This is a genomic window from Carboxylicivirga linearis (assembly GCF_018271995.1).
Classification (GTDB): Bacteria; Bacteroidota; Bacteroidia; order Bacteroidales; family Marinilabiliaceae; genus Carboxylicivirga; species Carboxylicivirga linearis.
Map to the genome: position 1 here is coordinate 29,493 of NZ_JAGUCO010000025.1, position 18,654 is coordinate 48,146.

General features: G+C 37.2%; 12 protein-coding genes. 4 read left to right on the top strand and 8 right to left on the bottom strand.

Annotation, left to right across the window (positions count from 1 at the left end; genetic code table 11):
* Positions 1–283: 283 nt before the first annotated feature.
* The 3 genes from KEM10_RS19960 to KEM10_RS19970 are packed head-to-tail and all read left to right on the top strand — an operon-like array spanning position 284 to position 3,978.
* The gene (locus KEM10_RS19960) at positions 284–2,503 is read left to right on the top strand and encodes an APC family permease (RefSeq protein WP_212218683.1); all 2,220 of its coding nucleotides are present in this window, start codon (positions 284–286) and stop codon (positions 2,501–2,503) included.
* 18 nt (positions 2,504–2,521) lie between these two features.
* Positions 2,522–3,223 (top strand): YkgJ family cysteine cluster protein, encoded by a 702-nt coding sequence (locus KEM10_RS19965; RefSeq protein ID WP_212218686.1) that lies wholly within the window; start codon positions 2,522–2,524, stop codon positions 3,221–3,223.
* A 17-nt stretch (positions 3,224–3,240) separates the two neighbouring features.
* Positions 3,241–3,978 (top strand): hypothetical protein, encoded by a 738-nt coding sequence (locus tag KEM10_RS19970; protein ID WP_212218689.1) that lies wholly within the window; start codon positions 3,241–3,243, stop codon positions 3,976–3,978.
* Between the two features lie 77 nt (positions 3,979–4,055).
* Here KEM10_RS19970 and KEM10_RS19975 read toward each other — a convergent pair whose 3' ends face one another.
* Positions 4,056–6,947: a S9 family peptidase gene (locus KEM10_RS19975; RefSeq protein ID WP_212218692.1), complete on the bottom strand. Its 2,892-nt coding sequence runs from the start codon at positions 6,945–6,947 to the stop codon at positions 4,056–4,058.
* 577 nt (positions 6,948–7,524) lie between these two features.
* Between KEM10_RS19975 and KEM10_RS19980 the strand changes: the two genes are divergently transcribed.
* Positions 7,525–8,241: a DUF6261 family protein gene (locus KEM10_RS19980; protein WP_212218696.1), complete on the top strand. Its 717-nt coding sequence runs from the start codon at positions 7,525–7,527 to the stop codon at positions 8,239–8,241.
* Positions 8,242–8,361: 120 nt separating this feature from the next.
* Here KEM10_RS19980 and KEM10_RS19985 read toward each other — a convergent pair whose 3' ends face one another.
* The 7 genes from KEM10_RS19985 to KEM10_RS20015 form a co-directional block, all read right to left on the bottom strand.
* Positions 8,362–8,913 carry a transposase gene (locus KEM10_RS19985; RefSeq protein ID WP_212218698.1) on the bottom strand — a complete coding sequence of 184 codons (552 nt, stop codon included), beginning with the start codon at positions 8,911–8,913 and terminating at the stop codon, positions 8,362–8,364.
* A gap of 642 nt (positions 8,914–9,555) precedes the next feature.
* On the bottom strand, positions 9,556–11,811 hold the full coding sequence (bglX, locus tag KEM10_RS19990; protein ID WP_212218700.1) for a beta-glucosidase BglX: 2,256 nt from the start codon (positions 11,809–11,811) through the stop codon (positions 9,556–9,558).
* 21 nt (positions 11,812–11,832) lie between these two features.
* Positions 11,833–12,645: a glycoside hydrolase family 16 protein gene (locus KEM10_RS19995; protein ID WP_212218704.1), complete on the bottom strand. Its 813-nt coding sequence runs from the start codon at positions 12,643–12,645 to the stop codon at positions 11,833–11,835.
* A gap of 32 nt (positions 12,646–12,677) precedes the next feature.
* Positions 12,678–14,054 carry a glycoside hydrolase family 16 protein gene (locus tag KEM10_RS20000; protein WP_212218706.1) on the bottom strand — a complete coding sequence of 459 codons (1,377 nt, stop codon included), beginning with the start codon at positions 14,052–14,054 and terminating at the stop codon, positions 12,678–12,680.
* Between the two features lie 10 nt (positions 14,055–14,064).
* Positions 14,065–15,822, bottom strand: coding sequence for a cellulase family glycosylhydrolase (locus KEM10_RS20005; protein ID WP_212218709.1), 1,758 nt, complete (start codon positions 15,820–15,822; stop codon positions 14,065–14,067).
* Between the two features lie 196 nt (positions 15,823–16,018).
* Positions 16,019–16,846, bottom strand: coding sequence for a hypothetical protein (locus KEM10_RS20010; protein WP_212218712.1), 828 nt, complete (start codon positions 16,844–16,846; stop codon positions 16,019–16,021).
* A 29-nt stretch (positions 16,847–16,875) separates the two neighbouring features.
* Positions 16,876–18,639, bottom strand: a complete 1,764-nt coding sequence (locus KEM10_RS20015; protein ID WP_212218715.1) for a RagB/SusD family nutrient uptake outer membrane protein — start codon at positions 18,637–18,639, stop codon at positions 16,876–16,878.
* Positions 18,640–18,654: the final 15 nt, after the last annotated feature.

An 18,654-nucleotide genomic window follows, 5' to 3' on the forward strand; every position in this document is an offset into this window, starting at 1 on the left:
ACTTAGGCTGAATTTAATTACACTCACCTTTTTTTACACTTTCTCACTAAATTTTATAAATTATAATATATATTTTAGCAAACAATAATAGGTTTAAATTTTAATAGACTAAGAAATTAAGTCATTATCCCCACAACCGTCTGTATCCCTTACACAAACTTCACTCCTCAACAGGCGGTTGTTTTTTCATAAAAAATGTTAGATACATCATATTACGGTAGAAGAATACATGGAAAGTTGTTACTTTTAGCCTAATCAACAATAACTGTTTAATACCTCTAGTATGTCGAATAAGCAAGGTTTTGGAACTGCTCCCGTATTCTTCACAGCCATTTCCACCATATTGGGTGCTATATTATTTCTTCGTTTTGGTTATGCAGTTGGCACAACCGGATTGTTTGGAGGAATATTAATCATCATATTAGGTCATTTAATAACCATACCAACCGCTTTAGCTATTAGTGAAATAGCAACCAACCAAAGGGTTGAGGGAGGCGGAGAATATTTTATTATTTCGCGTTCATTTGGATTAAATATTGGGGCAACAATAGGCATGGCTTTATTTATGTCGCAAGCCATCAGTGTGGCCTTTTATGTAATTGCATTCACCGAAACATTTGAACCTTTATTTGAATGGTGGAGTCAGAATTTTGGTTGGGAATTACCTCGTCAGGCAATTAGCCTACCGGTTATGGCCATGCTGTCGTGGTTGATTTTAAAAAAAGGAGCTAACATGGGTGTAAAAGCACTTTATATTGTAGTGGTTTTACTGGCTATTTCATTAGCAGCGTTCTTTATTGGCAGCCCAAGCGAAACGGAAGCAGCTATCATTGGCAATCAAAACATTGGCTTTTTCAACCGTAAAGATTTCTTTAGTGTTTTTGCCATTTGTTTTCCGGCCTTCACAGGAATGACGGCAGGTGTTGGACTCAGTGGCGATTTAAAAAATCCGGGTAAGAGCATACCAAAAGGAACCATGTTTGCCACTCTGGCCGGCATGCTTTTTTATGGTGCCGTGGTATACAAGCTGGCCATCTCTTCTCCTCAGGAAGATTTGTTAACTCAACAATTGGTAATGAAAAACATTGCCATTGGTGGATTTATCCTTATTCCTATAGGATTGGCTGCGTCAACCATATCATCCGCTTTAGGGTCTATTCTGGTAGCACCACGAACCTTACAGGCCCTTGCGGGCGACCGCTCCTTTCCTACCACTAAAGTAAACGCCTTTTTGGCTAAGGGAAAAGGCAGCTCGCGCGAACCCGTTAATGCGTCTTTTATAGCCATAATCATCGCCTTCATATTTGTGGGTCTTGGAAATGTAGATTTTGTGGCCGAAATCATCTCCATGTTTTTTATGATTACCTATGGATCATTGTGTTTGATTTCTTTTCTGAATCATTTTGGATCAGCCCCTTCCTATCGTCCACGCTTCAGATCAAAATGGTACATTAGTTTGGCCGGGTTTGTTTTATCCGTATGGATGATGTTTCAAATCAATGCATTGTACACTATTATTGCTTACATCTTCATCACACTTTTATACCTTTATATCAATAGCTACCATAAAGACAGAAAAGGATTTGAGGCCATTTTCAAAGAAGCCATCTTTCAGGTAAACAGAAAGCTTCAGGTATACATGCAACGCAATAAAGGTAAAAACGAAAAGGATGAATGGCGCCCTGCTGCTTTATGTATTTCATCACACTCGTTTGAACGAGATAAGATTTTCAGGTTGATGAACTGGATATCTTATAAACACGGTTTTGGCACTTATTTTCATTTTATTGAAGGTTACTTTTCCAGAAAAAGCTATACCGAAGCAAAAGAAGAACTCAACCGCCTGATTAACATTCAAAGTGATGATGAGGATCATTCGGTATATATTGACACTATGATCTCGCCATCCTATACTACAGCCATTGCTCAGGCTATTCAGTCACCAAGTATATCAGGAATGGAAAATAACATGGTGATTTTTGAATACGATAAACAATATGCTGATGAACTGAATCGCATTATTGAAAACATTAATCTAACACGAGCAGGAGCTTATGATGTTTGCGTGTTTGCTCAATCGAACAAAACCATCAAATATAAAAATGGCATTCATGTGTGGATTCGTCCAACGGATCATACCAATGCCAACCTAATGATTTTATTGGGTTATATCATTCTTTCACATCCCGAATGGAAAAAAGGCCATATAAAAATTTACAGTATGTGCCCAAAAGAAAAAATGGAAGAAACCCGACTAGATCTTCAAGAACTGGTGCAAGATGGAAGGTTACCTATTACGCTTTCTAATATTGAAATACTACCCGTAGAAGAAAACGTTTCGGTAAAATCATTAATCAATAAACACTCGGCTGATGCTGGATTAACCATTGTTGGATTCAGGGAGGAACAATTAAAACACTCTCAGAACGAAGTTTTTAATGGATATGATGAATTGGGTGATATTTTGTTTGTTAATTCGCAGGAAGAAAAAGTTATTTCATAACAGCTAATAAAATTAAGAATGGAAGAAAGTCAAATGTCGGAGCACGAAAAAATATTTTTTAACGATGGCCTTAATCTTGTTAATGCCTCATTAGCTGACCATGCAGATAAGAAATCAATTTTACATACCACGCGCCAGGCACAAGATGCTATTGACGGATTAGTTGATGCTTTAAGCAATGAAGCCAAACGACAAAACATGCCGATGGATTGCAAAAAAGGCTGCAGCTGGTGTTGCCATCAACCTGTTTTTACCACTTCGCATGAAGTATTGTTTATATGGGAATTCATGAAGTTAAACATGAAGCAGGAAGATCAAAAAGTGATACTGCAAAATGCTTTTAACAATTACCAAAAACGCGGCAGAATGGATAATAAAGAATTACTATCTTCCAAAATGCCATGTCCTTTGCTGGTGAATGGTTCATGCAGCATCTACCCTGCTCGTCCTATTGCTTGTAGAATTTATCTATCAATGTCGGAACCTAGTTGTAAAACTTATTTTGATGAGCCAAATAAAGAAAACAGCTATCCACAACTCTTCGAATTCCCGCTACAAGCCGGACGAATGGTGAACGAAGGTATCAATAAAGGACTACAGGAGAAAGACATTAAAAACCGCGAGATGATAATAGAGGAAGGTCTTTTATTGGCTCATAACAATGGCGAACCTACAAGTGAAAACATAAATGAACTTCCTTTATTTGCAGATCCCGGCTAATTAACAAACCTAACAAAATGAAAAACAAACCTAACTTTACTTACCTACTTCGAAAATACTCTTTTGGCATTGTTTTATTAATTCTTGCTCTATTGGTATACCTCATCTATTATGTATTAATATTTAACGATCATTGCCAGGGGAAAGTATATGGAGACCATGTTTCAGTGGGAGGCAACTACAAAACACACTCTTTAAAATATTGCTATCAACATAAAGGCATTACCTATTTCGATCAGAAAGATGAAATTATAGTTGATGAATTAAAGGTGGGTGATTCAATTATAGTGGATGCTTTAAGCTTCTACCCTGCCAAACATCGTATTAAGGAAATCAACAGAGATTTATCAAAATCAAGCGAATACAATCCCGAAGATGGTTTTAACACCGAATACCATATGCACATCAATCAATTTGAGGATTATTATGGGGCCAACAATCAGGAGTATAAAAGTAAGGATGGAAAAGTATTCTACTATTCAGCTGTTAATACCCATCCTTCATCTAAACTAGTTGGAGATATACTTGACAAGATTAAGTTTAATCAAGGTAGCCTCATCGAAAAATCAATTATCAGACAGAATAAAGATTCGTTGATAGTGAAACAAATTTACTTTTACCTCAACAAATTTTCGTTGGATGCTGAACCTTTAAAAGTACTAAAGAAAGAGTTTACAGCGGCATTCCCTAACCAGGTTATTGTTTGTTCTGTGCTTGATAAATCCAATCCTAAACATGAACGTTTTTTGAAATAAAGCTCATTTCTCTTCTTCTGGAAACAAAAAAACGCTGCCTTAAACTAGCAGCGTTTGAATATTTAGTAATTAATCATCTATTCAACTAAATCATACCCCAAATCATCACCTTTTTTAACTGCAGGAATTCCATTATGCATCCAAACAGGCACAGGTTCATCTTTCAGGTAATGATCGAAAAACTGCATCATTCGCCGACTTAAGTCTTTTTCATTGGCTCGACGAGTCAGGTTATGTTCTTCGTTGTTATACACCAACATCCAGGCGGGTTTATCCAACCGTCGTAAAGCCATAAAATACTCAATCCCCTGATACCAGGGCACAGCACCATCATTATCGTTGTGCATTATCAACAAAGGAGTTTCCACCTGAGGGGCAAAAAACACCGGTGAATTTTCAATATACTTATTGGTCTTTTCCCAAAGAGTACCACCTATTCTACTTTGTGTATGCTCGTACTGAAACATTCTGCTCATTCCCGATCCCCAACGAATACCGCCATAAGCACTGGTCATATTACTTACCGGAGCCCCGGCCATGGCTGCTTTAAACAGATTGGTTCTGGTAACCAGATGTGCCACCTGATATCCACCCCAACTTTGTCCCTGAATGCCCATATGCTCACGATCGATAAAATCAAAACGATCAGCCATGGCCAAACAACCACTTACCACTGCCTCATAAGCACATAACCCGGGGTCGCCATCGCGATAATAGATATCAGGAATAAACAACACATATCCGTTGGATGCATAAAACGACCAGTTAACGGTTGATCGGCTGGGTGCAGGACGATAGTAACTATGCAAACGATCAGATAATCGCTCATAGAAATAAGAGATCATCGGATACTTTTTATCCTTATCCATGTTCTCCGGAGTAACCAACAGCCCTTGATGTGTCAAACCATCTGAGGCAACCCATTCAACCAATTGTATATCACCCCAGCGGTAATCTTTTTGTTGTGGATTGGTGTTTGAAATTGTCTTCTCCCCCTTAAATGAATCATCACTTAGCAACAGTTCGGGGTACTGCTTAAAGGTTGACTTACGCCACACATAAACATCGGCATTTTTAGCTTTAACAGGGTTGTAGATGTTGTAATCGCCTTCAATTGCCTTTTGCAAAATTCCTTTCTTCAGTTTATAATAACCGCTTTGTTTGTTTACATCATTAAAGGCTTTTAACAACCACTCGGTATTTAAATCGATGTAATCTTCTTCACTGTCGAGTTTAATATATCGGAATCTGGTATTATTCTTCCTGCCTTCACCATTGGTCAAACAAACCGGAGACTTTTTACCTGACAAATCCAATTGCCAAATGTCGTAACGATCGTAGACTACAATACTTTTACCATCAGAAGTAAACTCAACAATACCATAGGCACCTGCATCACTTGGCGTATCGTGCAATTCGTTAACCCACATCACACCGGCACCTTTACTAATATTGGTTTTATTTCCCGTAGCCACATTTATTGAAAAATAAGCACTGTCGGCAGCCTGATAAAAAACAACCCATTTACCAGATTCTGACAAAGCAGTTCTTCCACTAACATCTTTCTGAAGCAATTCTTTTTTACCAGTAATTAAATCTACTTTATAGTAATCGTTCGACCATTTAGCACTCCACGATTGAGCTCTTTTATAAGGGGTATCAACAGCGCTAAAACCAATATTCAGATTACCTTTATCTGGTACCCGTACTGATCTATATTTGGATGATTCCAATGGCACAATCTTACCCGATTTTATGTGATAGACACATTTGTAAGCAGGATCTTTATCTCGTTTTACATTCTTCTTTTGCATTGGCTGAATTTCCTTATCCTGCCAGTTCCAAATGTCGACATGCACTTTTTCATCAGCTGTTAAGGTATCCTTTGGCTCTTCCTGAGGACGCTTGCCGGCACCAAAATACAGCTTACTTCCATCGCGCGAAAAATTCAGACTTCCTTTTGATAACACCGACCACTCTGCAGGTAATGAGGCATGAAGTGTATCCATTACCATAATCGGTTCTTTCATCTTATTTTTGAAATGATACAATCTATCAACCTTCACTTTAGTAGTATCATCAGTAAATAAAAAGGCGCATTGCGAAGCTTTATAGTCTGAGGATATCTTATTGATTTTACCAATCTGTTTGAAGATGGTATCTACTGTAAATGATACCGGATTAAAGCGCAGCACCTTCGACACCTCGGTTGTATCACCCACACTTTGCACAATGTAGGCACCCGATCCATCATCAGCTAAATCATAGTGCGATACCTTTTCGATATACAGACTATCGCCTGTTGACGGACGGAAAAACACCAATGGCTTACCCTTTGATTTAAACGACTTCTTCTTATCCTTCTTATCTTTTTTCTCTTCTTTTTCTTCCTTTTGCTGCCCTTCTTCTGTTGTTGATATTTCCTCAGTCACCTCTGCAGTCTCAGTTTGCACTTGTGCTGTATCTTTAGCTTCTTCTTGTTTTTCAATTTCCTTTTCGAGCATATAGGCTAACCAGTCACCACCATCGCGCGGTACACTCCACGATTTTAAATTAGCTACTTTGGTTATTTTATTCGAAGAAAAAGACTGTATAAACAACGAATCCTTAGGGAATTTATCCTTCTTGGCTTTATCGAGTTTTAAGGCCCGTACAGTATCGGCCTGCGGCACTACTTTAAATGCTAAAAAGCTGTTTGAAAATGAGAATCTGGGTGTTTTACCACGTGAAATAGAATCCAAAGCCCCGGTTGTTCGGTTGTAGATATATAAATATGAATCACCTTCCTGAGGTGAGATCACATATGATATATAATCACCATCGTTTGAAATTACATAGCCTCTGTCAATTGATTTCCAAGAATCATAAACGGTATAATCAAGCGTCTTCTTTCCTTCGGCCCATACCGAAAAAGTTATCAGGAATGAAAGCACAGTCACTCCTATAGATTTGTTAATTTTTTTGCTCATTAGGTTTAAATTTTAAGTGTTGAAGGTAATAATTGATAATTAGATATTAAAACACACCTTTATTTTACACCCATTAACTAAGATTCATAAAAAACAGATTGCCTACACTTGCTGTTGCACGAATCTTATTCATGTCATACTACTTTAGAATAATTGCTTTTAATCAAAAAAAGAATTCGCACTCATAAAGCAGCAAAATAAAAACATATCTTAAAGCACCTAAATAATTACCTATCATAAATAATTATTATCATCTATGGGTAAATACTTTTATTGTAACATTAATAAAAGTACCTAATATGTATTTACCTCTTTTTAAAATTTTATCTTTCTAGTATTAATTATATACCTACATAAATTATATTTTACTCGATCTATATTATTATTTACCTTTATATTAAATTTATATAAATTGTATAATGATTAAATAATTGAGATGATAATAGTAAAAGACTATAAGTAAATTATACATGTGGATTGTGAACCTGTAAAAATGAAGATATTTATTGAATATGCTTACTATAATCATTCAAAGCAAAGGGAAATTTGAATAAAGCATGGACTAAATTACAGAACTATGATACCAAAGATATTATCACAAACCCGAGCCCTGGAAGCCTATTCGCTTTCAATTAAAATATGCGAACAGTTATCTGATTATAACATTAATGATACATACTTAAATCAATTATCATCTTCTATTTTAGAAACCAGTAACCAACTGCTACAGGCGTCTAATAAAACAAAATACAAGTCGGAACTAACTAACAAGGATCAGGAAAGAGATTACCGTTTTAGAGCCATTTATTATCTGGTTCAGGGTTACACTTATCATCCCGATCAATCCATCAAAACCCACGCTGAAACGCTCATGCAATTGTTTATACATTTTGGGTTGGAAACATTGAATAAAAACTTTAGTGCCGAATCAACTTATATACAAGCCATTCTTTTACGTTTAAAAAAAGATCCCTACTCCAAAGCTAGTGAGGAGTTGTCGGGAGTATTAGAAAACATCGAAAGACTAAAAATAGCTCAGGATGATTTTAAACAAACCGAACAAGTATTAATGAAACAAAGAGTTAAAGAAGAGAAGGAACCCAAAACTACACAGTTAAAATTGAAACTATTAAAACAGGTCAACAGCCAGCTTATTGTTTATCTCGAAGCAATGATATTAGCTAATAAAGAAACCTATGGCAGCTATGCTGATTTTATTAAAGTAGTTATTTTAAAAAACAATACCACTGTAAAAAAACGGCTTAAAAAATACCAGAGTCAGAATATTGAATAGTATTAAAAAAGATATACTCGAAACAGCGGAGCCATAATACAAAAGGCCTGTCTACCCACTCACTCGCTGCCGCACGATTACATCGTGTGGCATATCTTATATAATCTTTGGTATGGCATACTACTTGATCACAACAACTTTTAGAAGTCCTTCTTCCCCAGCATAATCTTTGGCACTGCTATATAAATAATCTTCTGCCCGAAACACTAATCCACCCGAAACAGGATTTTGATTTATATAATTGAGTTTCTCATCAATCACCTTATTACTCCATAGTTCAACTGGTTTATTATCATGGCGCCAAAATTGATATTCATTCACGTTTGAAGATTTCATACCTTCTTTTTTAAATTGTTCCAACAACCACTTCTTCCTATTTTCACCTGGATTATCTTCAATGGCTTTTACAATAGCTTTACTTGTAAATCTTTTTAAATCGCCCAACAACTGCTCTGGCTTTCTTCCACCTACACTTCTAAAAATCAGATGCACATGGTTTGTCATGATGCTCCATGCAAAAATCTCCATGCCTTTTTCTTTAATGCAATAACGTAAACTATCAACTACAATATCTTTATAATCGTTGCATGTAAATACATCCAGCCACTCTATTACAGCAAAGCTAACAAAGTAAGTTCCTTCCGGATTATGGAATTTATAATTACGACTCATTACCCTACCTTAATTACTAATCATAGGTACATGTACTTTAAAGTTAACCTTTATTTACTAAAATACCGCAATAAGCTGTAGATGTGGTTATTTAAATACCACGCGAAAGATTCGCGCGGTAGCGAGGAGAATCTTATAGGATATGGTAAGGATTTGTCTATTAGTTTTAGATACCGCTGCCGCCGATTGCATCGTGTGGCATATTAGATCTAAAAAAAGGCTTGTCTACCCTTTGGTAAACAAACCTTGATAATTAAATCTAAAATCTATCTCACAGTAAAGCCACTGTCATTACAATAAAGAATACTTAATCCATTCAAGCATTCTAATCTATTTTCAATGCTTAAGCCGCAAGGCTTTTCATTTCTTTTCTTGATAAAAGAAACGAAACAAAGAAAATCAAGGCTACACTAGTGATTATTGCTTCTTATTATTTAACTCAAGTGCGGCCGGGCGATCTTCGAACAAGTTCTCAGCTTCCCGGTCTTTCTAGAGTTAAATTTCAAATCATTATAATCACTACTGATGCCCATACCATAAGAATTTAATTAAAAAAGGGAGGACTTTTTCAAATGCGCAATCCCATTGCATTGCTTCAGTTTTCAGTTAATCTAATTTGAATTTTATAGCCCTCCCTAATAATTATAATTCAAAGGATGTTTTTAAACCTTTATCAGAGCTGGTTCCCACCATCACATCAAACTCACCGGGTTCAAATAAGAACTCTCCTGCTCCATTATAAAAACCAAGTTCTTTATCCGTCAATATGAAATTAACATCAGCCTTTTCTCCAGCTTTTATTAATACTTTATCAAATCCTTTTAGTTCTTTAACCGGGCGAACAATACTGGCCACTTTATCGTGTATATATAATTGCACCACTTCTTCGCCATCAACATCACTATCGTTAATAACTGTTACACTTACTTCAACCTTCTCAGGTCCGGCAACATTCACTTTTAAATTGGAATAAGAAAAAGATGAATAGCTTAAGCCATAACCAAATGAATATAATGGTTTATGCGATTCCTCCATGTAATGAGGCCAGAATAATGCTCCTCCTTCACGTTCAGGACGACCGGTATTGAATTGATTGTAATATACCGGTATATGGGCTACATTCTTTGGAAATGTCATTGGTAATTTACCTGATGGATTATAGTCTCCGAAAAGAACCTCTGCAATGGCATTTCCGCTCTGAGTACCCAATTGCCATGCCTCTATAATGGCAGGCACATGCTCATCAGCCCAGTTGATTGTTAACGGACGACCATTCATCAAAACCAATACAATATTTTGATTCACCTTGTACACCTCTTCCAGCATTTCTTGCTGCAATCCGGGTAGTCCCAAATCAGATCTTGATCGTCCTTCACCACTATGCAAACCATGTTCGCCTAGAACCATTACTACAACATCCGATTTTTTAGCTAATCGAACAGCTTCTTTTATGCCGGTTTTATCCGTTGTGTTAACCTCTAATTCAACAGCAAATGCCGTTGGACCGGTTACCAATTTTACTCCTTGAGCAAACGTTACATCAGCATTGTATTTTTGTAATCCCTCTAAAACAGATACGGCAGTGTTATCCTCTCCTGCCATTCGCCAGTTACCAAGTGGACTATCTTTGTCATCAGCCAAATCACCAATAACAGCAATTTTCTTTTGACTTTTTGATAGTGGCAAAGTCTGATTTTCGTTTTTAAGCAGGACAATTGATTTCTTAGCCATTTCCAAGGCTGCAGCCATATGATCAGGATGATAAATCATCTCCTTCTCACGCTCTTCGTTGCAATATTTATAAGGATCATCAAATAATCCTAATTCAAATTTTACACGTAAAATACGTCGAACCGCGTCATCAACCACCGATTCCTGTACTTTACCTGATTTAACCAACGAAGCTAAATGCTTCACAAAAGAATACGATTCCATATCCATATCAGATCCAGCTTTGGCAGCTAATTCTGCTACATGTTCCAAATCTTTAGCATACCCGTGAGCCATCATTTCAGCACCGCTACTCCAGTCAGAAATAACAAAACCATCAAATCCCCATTTGCCTTTCAGTATGTCGCGAAGAAGAAAATTATTGGCTGTAGATGGCACTCCGTTTACAATATTAAAAGCATTCATAAATGTTCTCACATTCGCTTCTTCCACCGCCGCTTTGAAAGGAGGTAAAATAACATTGTATAAGGTAGATGAACTAACATCAACAGTGTTGTAATCCCTACCACCTTCAACAAAACCATAGGCAGCAAAATGCTTGGCACAGGCAGCTATTGTATTTTCAGCACTTAAATCATCTCCCTGAAAACCATTAACACGCGCAACGGCAATTCTACTTCCTAAATAAGTATCTTCTCCTGCACCTTCCATAACTCGTCCCCAACGAGGATCGCGCGAGATATCAACCATCGGCGCAAAGGTCCAGTTTAAACCTTCGGCAGCTGCCTCAACAGCCGCTATTCGGGCTGATTTTTCAATGGCTTCCAAATCCCAGCTGGCAGATTCAGCCAATGGAATAGGTGAAAGTGTTTTATGACCGTGTATTACATCAAAGCCAAATATCATTGGAATGCCCAATCGGGAACTATCAACCGCCAGTTGTTGCATTTTACGCACCTCGGCTACTCCACGCACATTTAACATCGATCCAACTAAACCACTTTTAATATGGTTATACTTATTTTTTGCATCTCCTTCTGATGGAGCCGGGCCTGTAACATCAAAAAAGCCGGTATACTGGTTCATCTGCCCCACCTTCTCTTCCAAGGTCATTTGTGCTAATAATTCTTCAACTCTACTATCCATATCATTTTTTGGCTTGTTTGAAGATTGACAGGCTGCCAATAACATCAAAGTAAAAACTCCGAATAATACACTTTTAGTCATACTCTAAAATATTTCTATTTGTTATTTCTTCTGGTAAACACGTACATAATCAACAATCATTCTACATGGAAAAATGGAATTATCCACTCCATGTTTTCCACCCCAATTACCTCCTACAGCTACATTTAACAATAAGTGAAAGCGTTTATCAAAAGGCCATTCAGCCGATGTTTTCCCCTCATTTTTAAAAGTGAACACTTTGTCATGGTCTAAAAAGAAATCTATTTTCTTGGGGGTCCATTCAATGCTGTATAAATGAAAGTTATGCTCGGTATCTGGTGCATATACAGGCTTTGATTTTTGGGTTCCTATGCCATGATTATAAGCCTCGGTATGCACAGTAAAATAAACCGAATCAGGCTCATAGCCCACATGCTCCATTATATCAATCTCACCACTTTCGGGCCACCCTCCGTATTCCCAATCGGTGGGTAGCATCCAAATGGCCGGCCATATTCCTTTGCCTCCCGGCACTTTTGCTTTTACCTCAATTCTGCCATATAACCAGTCTCCTTTTCCTTTACTAATTATGCGAGCTGAAGTATATGGTTGTCTTAAACTATCTTCCTTTAAGGCAGTTAAATATAATTTACCATTGATTACCTCTACATTTTTAGAAAGGTGGCTGGTATATGTCTGCAACTCATTATTACCCCAGCCCCAGGCATTACCTTCGGTATCGTAGCTCCACTTTGTTGAATCTGGCAGCCCGGTGTAATCAAATTCATCACTCCACACCAGCTCATATTTTTTACTATTATTACATCCCTGCAGTACACTTACTAAAACCAAAAGTGCTAATACTGAAACCTGAAATATTGTTTTCCCTTTCATAATTCAATGGTTTGATATAATTACCTAATGCATTACTCTTCTGAATATTGATAAACCCTTACATAATCTATTTCCATTGTGGCAGGAAAGATATTGTCATCCACTCCTTGCACTCCGCCATAATTTCCGCCCACAGCTACGTTTAGCAGAATATAAAACGGATCATCAAAAGGCCAGTTTTGCTTGTTATATTCGTTAGGCCGGTTATAAGTTAGAAATACATTATCTACATCATCTCTATAAAACTTCAACCAACGCTCAGTCCATAATAAGCCATATACATGAAATTCTTCTTCTGCAGTTTCCAAAGCAACATGGCCTGAACCAATTGGGTTACCCGCTGCATGATTATTGCTTTCGGTATGAATAGAACATGATACATGGTTAGGGTCGAAACTTACGTACTCCATAATATCTAACTCACCACATAAAGGCCACGATGTACCATTCTGAATACTTCTTCCGAGCATCCATATGGCAGGCCATATTCCTGGTCCTTTATCTTCCGGCATTTTTGCTCGAATTTCAAATTTTCCATAGGTAAAATCTTCGATGCTATTCATTCTTGATGAAGTGTAATCACCCACTTGCTGACCTTCACCTATTAATTTTGCAGTTATGGATAGTAAGCCATTCTCTACTGTTGAATTATCACCCGATGTATAGTTTTGCCATTCGTTATTACCCCATCCATGCATTCCTGTTTCGTGCACCCATTTACTATCATCAACCAATGTGCCATCAAACTCATCGGACCAAACCAATTTAAATTGGTTAAAGTACTCAGGATCATCCTGCGCAATAGTAAAACTTTGTTCCACGGCAGCGGTATACTCTCCCTGTCCTATTTCCATTGATATACCGTACTTTCCTGCCAAAGGCATATACACTTCTACTTCATCACCGTTATCAGCAATCTCCTCTCCTTCTACTTTCCAACTTACATGATCATAAGAGCCTTCCGTTGTGTTTGTGAGTACGGCTACATTTTCCGCCCCCGGTTTTAATTGTACATTAAATGAGGCAGTAAAAACATCTTCATTAATAGTAATTGTTTTACTTATTGTTTTATTCTCCGCTAAGTCACTCTGACTACCCCAAATAGTCATCTCAACTTTATAGTCACCTTTTTCAGGGTAGAACACCTCCATATTTTGACCTTCTGATACAGGCATTCGATCCGTACGTTCCCCGTTTCCAAAGATCCATCTCACATAGTAATATTCACCCTCGGATGTATTTTCAAATACAAGCGTGTTCCCTAAGGTTGTATGTTCAGAATACTCAAAATCGGGTTGATAGGAAGGTGTATTTTCTTCTTTTTCACATCCAGACAGAATAGATGCAGCCAACAAGAATATACTTGTTTTAAAAAATAGTTTTTTATATGCTGAGTTTGTTTTAATCATTGGGTTTAATTTACATCGGTAACAATTTGAAGGATTTTACATTACATCCTCCATTTTTAAAATAAATACGAAGCTGTACCTCACCTTCAGGCAGGTTAATATTATTAAATTCATTGATTGTCCATTCCGAAGAATCACCGGTTGCTGCCACATAAAAATTATCAGACTCAGTTTGACCGTTAACCAATATATTGACAGATCCTTCAGCTCCAGATGTTTTTAGTTGCATTTTATATACTCCAGCTTTAGAAATCTTTAAAGTATATTGAAGCCATTCATCATCTTCCGTCCATCCTACATAGTATTCATCTTCTATTTGTCCTATATCAACACCATCATTTCTATATTGATTACCATTATTCCAGGTCGTCCATTTTGTTTCTCCCACATGGATATTTTCCGATATTTCATCATGGTAGGCAAAACCATCCTTTCCCAAATCATAATCAACAGATTGAATCCATTGTCCATCTTTTTGTTCTTTAAAAGGTTTTGTGACCTCACTATTTCCATTATGCATCATAGCAAATATCACATCTTTACCTACGCTGCAATTTTCGGTTTTGTGAGCCTCAGCATAAGCCATAACAGCTTCATACGTTTTATCAGGATCTAATGGAGTTTGACCATCTTCCCATGATTGAATTAAATCGATATAACTATGGGGTGTTGTAACTCTCATTACGTTATTAAGCCGACTCTTTTTTACCGGCCACCACGACCAACCAATATTATTATCTTCAAATAATTGTATGGCATCAGCAAACCATTGGTTAGAGTTTTCACCCGATTCACTCATCCAGATGGGTAGGTTATATTTTTTTCTCATCTCCAGCCATGAGGCTATTGAGTTATAATGATTACTATTCCAGTATTTATGAAAGGTCAATGCAATATTCTCATTCTCTTTTAATAAAGAATGGTTATCAACACCAGCATAATTATTTCCCCAGCAATTGCCTGACAGGAATATAATGTGATTGGTATCTACTTTTCTTATGGCTGAAATTAATTGTTGATGTACATCCCAAAGCAGAGTATTCTCTTCACAACCACATCCATTTTCGTTTCCGGTACCATCAACATTCCAATTGGGTTCATTAATTATATCATATCCCCCAACCCATTTTTCATTCTTGTATCGATTGGCAATTTTAGTCCACAATGCAACCAATTTTTTCTGATTATCTGCACTTTCCCACAATGAAGGGTATTTGGTATCATAGTCGCTAATATTAGCATCTTTTCCTTGACCTCCGGGAGTGCCATGCATATCAAAAATGACATACATCTCATTTTTACTGCACCAGGCAACCAAACTATCTAACATCTCAAATCCTTGCGATAGCCAGGTATTTTCCAATTCTCCTGATAAATTTCTTTTTTCCTGTTCGATGGGTAATGTAAACCATTTGTAGTGAAGAGCCGGGCGAACAGCATTAAAGCCCCAACTTTTCATTGAATCCAGATCTGATTCCTTAAACTGGTTGAGTAACCAGTAATTATAAAATTCTGTAGTTTTGTCTTCACCGATGATTTCATTCAGCTTTGCCCTAAACTGAGTATGAGTATTTACACTGGCATTTGTCGATTGCATCATATAACCTTCCTGAATCATCCAGTTACCTGTACCAATACTTCTCAAAAGTACGGGGCCATTATCGTTCACAATCTCTCTGTCATTGGTTCTCAAAAAACCCTGAGCGCTCGTTAGAAGAGAAGAAAGAAGTAAAGAAATAAGGAAGAAAATTTTTCTGGTTATAATCATTTTAGCAACAATCATTTGGACAATAGAAACCCAATGTTATTTCAAGAGCTTTTAATTAAGCCAATGAAATAATGAGGTAAAACTATTTTAGTCCGATAAAAAAGGTTGATGAAAGGTTATGTACTTCCGGGCATATCCCGGAAATACAATAACCTAAGTTTAAGTGTCAATTTAATGACGTGTATATGAAAATCGTTTATTCTTGTGGCACAAACACCCAAGTCCAACCTGTTGCCCATTCAGCATCCGGAACATGCAGAACCAGCCTGTCTGATGAGAATTCTACAATATTGTATACTCCGGCATTACCACCACCTGATCCTGCAATCGTTCCTAGTAGATTAGCATCACCTTGTATGTACAATTTAGAATAATCAGCATTAAACTTAAATGAACTTCCAGTCACTGGATCTCCATCTGCGTTTGAATAATATGTATAGTTAGCTGCACCGTCCAGATCAAAAACCATCTTTCCGGCAGCATCAGCAGGAGGACAACAATCACCTGCCGCATTCCACCAAATACCCCATGGATTGGCCGGGTCTGACATAAACCACCATAATCCACCATCAGGATTTGGTCCTCCATCAAAGACCCAGGTTTTTCCTGCTAAGTCATCACCTACTAAATAATAATAAGCATCTGGTAGTGGCTGATCTAACTGATCTATCTGAATAGTTATACTTTTTGAAATATACTCTTTTTCAGAAGGCTTGCCATCTGTCATATAAGGAGTAGTTACATGAAAAGTGAAAGTTTGTTCTCCCGGGATTGGGTAATTTACCTCAACCCGATCACTAAACTTTTTATCAATATTATAATCCCAATACCCAGCTATACCAGGTGTATTCATTCTAATAGACAAACCATTTCCAGTACCATCAGCCGTTTGAACAACCTCCAATTCTATCTCATCAGGGTTGAAGCTATTAGATAACACTTCCCTGTCTTCAATAGGCTCACATGCAATAAATAGTAAAACTATTGCACTCAAGAGCAAACTATATATTTTATTTATTTTCATTTTGCTTAAATTTTTACATTAAAAAATGCTTACCAACCCGGGTTCTGCTTATACACATCATCTGATAATCTAATTTCAGATTCAGGAATTGGAACAAGACCTTTTGTTTCTGAACGGTAATTCACGCTATAAGTAGCTGGAACACCCGAATTAACAACATCTACTTCATTTGAATAAAAGTTCTTGCTATCATCTTCTACATCACCCCATCGAACCAAATCAAACCAGCGTAAACCTTCAAATGCAAATTCAAATTTACGTTCTTCCTTAAGCGCATCTAATGAATAAGCAATATCATCTAAACCAGCTCTGCGTCTAACCTCATTCATTCCATCTGCAGTTTCTGTCAACTCTGAATGCATTAAAAGAACATCAGCATAACGTAAGTAGTAAAAATCCTGTGCAGCCCACAACTGCATTGGATCACCATTATCCATATCATACAGGTAATAAAACATACCTTTTACATCATCTGGTCCTCCATGCTGAATTGTAGTATATTTTTTATTGAACATACCTGTTTCATGGTCTCCTTTATTAGCCTGATAATCACCTGTTCCTTGTTCGGCATCCCCCATATCAAGAATGGAACCTTTTTTACGAAGATCATCATCGCTCCATTGAGCCTTTAGCAACGGATGTACCGTTCCCCATCCCCAACCTTGTCCGAAAGGAACCATAGAATTATCACGAATTCCAAAAAACAAACAAACTCGGTTATTATAGCTCTGACCTTTAGTCCAGCCCCAATTTCCAAATGCATAGCGCAATGCGAACATTACTTCTGTATTTCCAGTTCCAATAGAAGATCGAGGTCCATCCTGACCAGCCCATGCCAAAGGAGTAGCAGGATCAGTATTATCTGGATTTGCAGCCCAAGGCAAGACGGGATTAGTTCCATCTGGATTAAACTGACTGGCACTTTGATTCACATATGAATAAGGCCATAAATTTCTAAAATCACTTAACAATTCATATCCACTTTCGCCAATTATATCATTAAGATATGCCACAACATTAGCTTTTGAAATTGTTCCTCCTTCTGGCAAAGCAATTTCTGTAGTAGCTGCCTTTTCAATATTAGTCATATAACCAGTATAGAATAGGAAAGCTCTGGCCATATATGCTTCTGCCACCCATTTATTGGCATGTCCATAAGTTGATATATCTAAATCTGTTGCTTTTATTGCAGGCAAGGTTTCAATCGCCATTTTAAAATCTGATGCAATCTGTCCAAACGTCTCACCCATAGTAGAACGAGGCACATCCCTTGGTGCATCAGTTGTAGGAATAATAGGCATACCACCAAAAAACTTAGCAGCTCTAAATAAGTGGAATCCTCTCATGAAATAAGCTTCACCAATAGCCTGATTTTTAAAATCATCAGCTTCTTCCTGAGTTTTAAAAAACGCAGAGTAATCAGCATCAACAGTTGCCTCAAGAATTGCATTACACCTATTAATACCATTATATGTTTCTTTCCACAAATCTCTATAGGTATCTTCAGCAGGATCTTCAAAATTATCAACCCATTTGGCAGATTTATCATCAGGACCACCTCCACCAAGCATTAAATCAGATAATAAATTGGCAGCGAGGTGTTCATTACTATGAGCTCCATTTACATAAAGTGCATTGTAGACACCGCCCATAGCTTCCTCTATCTGTGCCGGTGTTTTATAATATGAATCCAAACTGGCTTCAAACAGGTTTTCTTGTTCGATGAAGCTATCATCACAACTATTAAGCCCCATCACCAACAATAGACCAACGCTATATAATATTTTTTTCATTGTTATTTAGTTTAA

Bases quoted from the DNA above. Each gene is read 5' to 3' on its own strand.
- KEM10_RS20000 (WP_212218706.1), bottom strand. From the start codon at position 14,054: ATGATTAAAACAAACTCAGCATATAAAAAACTATTTTTTAAAACAAGT.
- KEM10_RS19975 (WP_212218692.1), bottom strand. From the start codon at position 6,947: ATGAGCAAAAAAATTAACAAATCTATAGGAGTGACTGTGCTTTCATTC.
- KEM10_RS19965 (WP_212218686.1), top strand. From the start codon at position 2,522: ATGGAAGAAAGTCAAATGTCGGAGCACGAAAAAATATTTTTTAACGAT.
- KEM10_RS20015 (WP_212218715.1), bottom strand. From the start codon at position 18,639: ATGAAAAAAATATTATATAGCGTTGGTCTATTGTTGGTGATGGGGCTT.
- KEM10_RS19985 (WP_212218698.1), bottom strand. From the start codon at position 8,913: ATGAGTCGTAATTATAAATTCCATAATCCGGAAGGAACTTACTTTGTT.
- KEM10_RS20010 (WP_212218712.1), bottom strand. From the start codon at position 16,846: ATGAAAATAAATAAAATATATAGTTTGCTCTTGAGTGCAATAGTTTTA.
- bglX (WP_212218700.1), bottom strand. From the start codon at position 11,811: ATGACTAAAAGTGTATTATTCGGAGTTTTTACTTTGATGTTATTGGCA.
- KEM10_RS19995 (WP_212218704.1), bottom strand. From the start codon at position 12,645: ATGAAAGGGAAAACAATATTTCAGGTTTCAGTATTAGCACTTTTGGTT.
- KEM10_RS19960 (WP_212218683.1), top strand. From the start codon at position 284: ATGTCGAATAAGCAAGGTTTTGGAACTGCTCCCGTATTCTTCACAGCC.
- KEM10_RS19970 (WP_212218689.1), top strand. From the start codon at position 3,241: ATGAAAAACAAACCTAACTTTACTTACCTACTTCGAAAATACTCTTTT.
- KEM10_RS20005 (WP_212218709.1), bottom strand. From the start codon at position 15,822: ATGATTATAACCAGAAAAATTTTCTTCCTTATTTCTTTACTTCTTTCT.
- KEM10_RS19980 (WP_212218696.1), top strand. From the start codon at position 7,525: ATGATACCAAAGATATTATCACAAACCCGAGCCCTGGAAGCCTATTCG.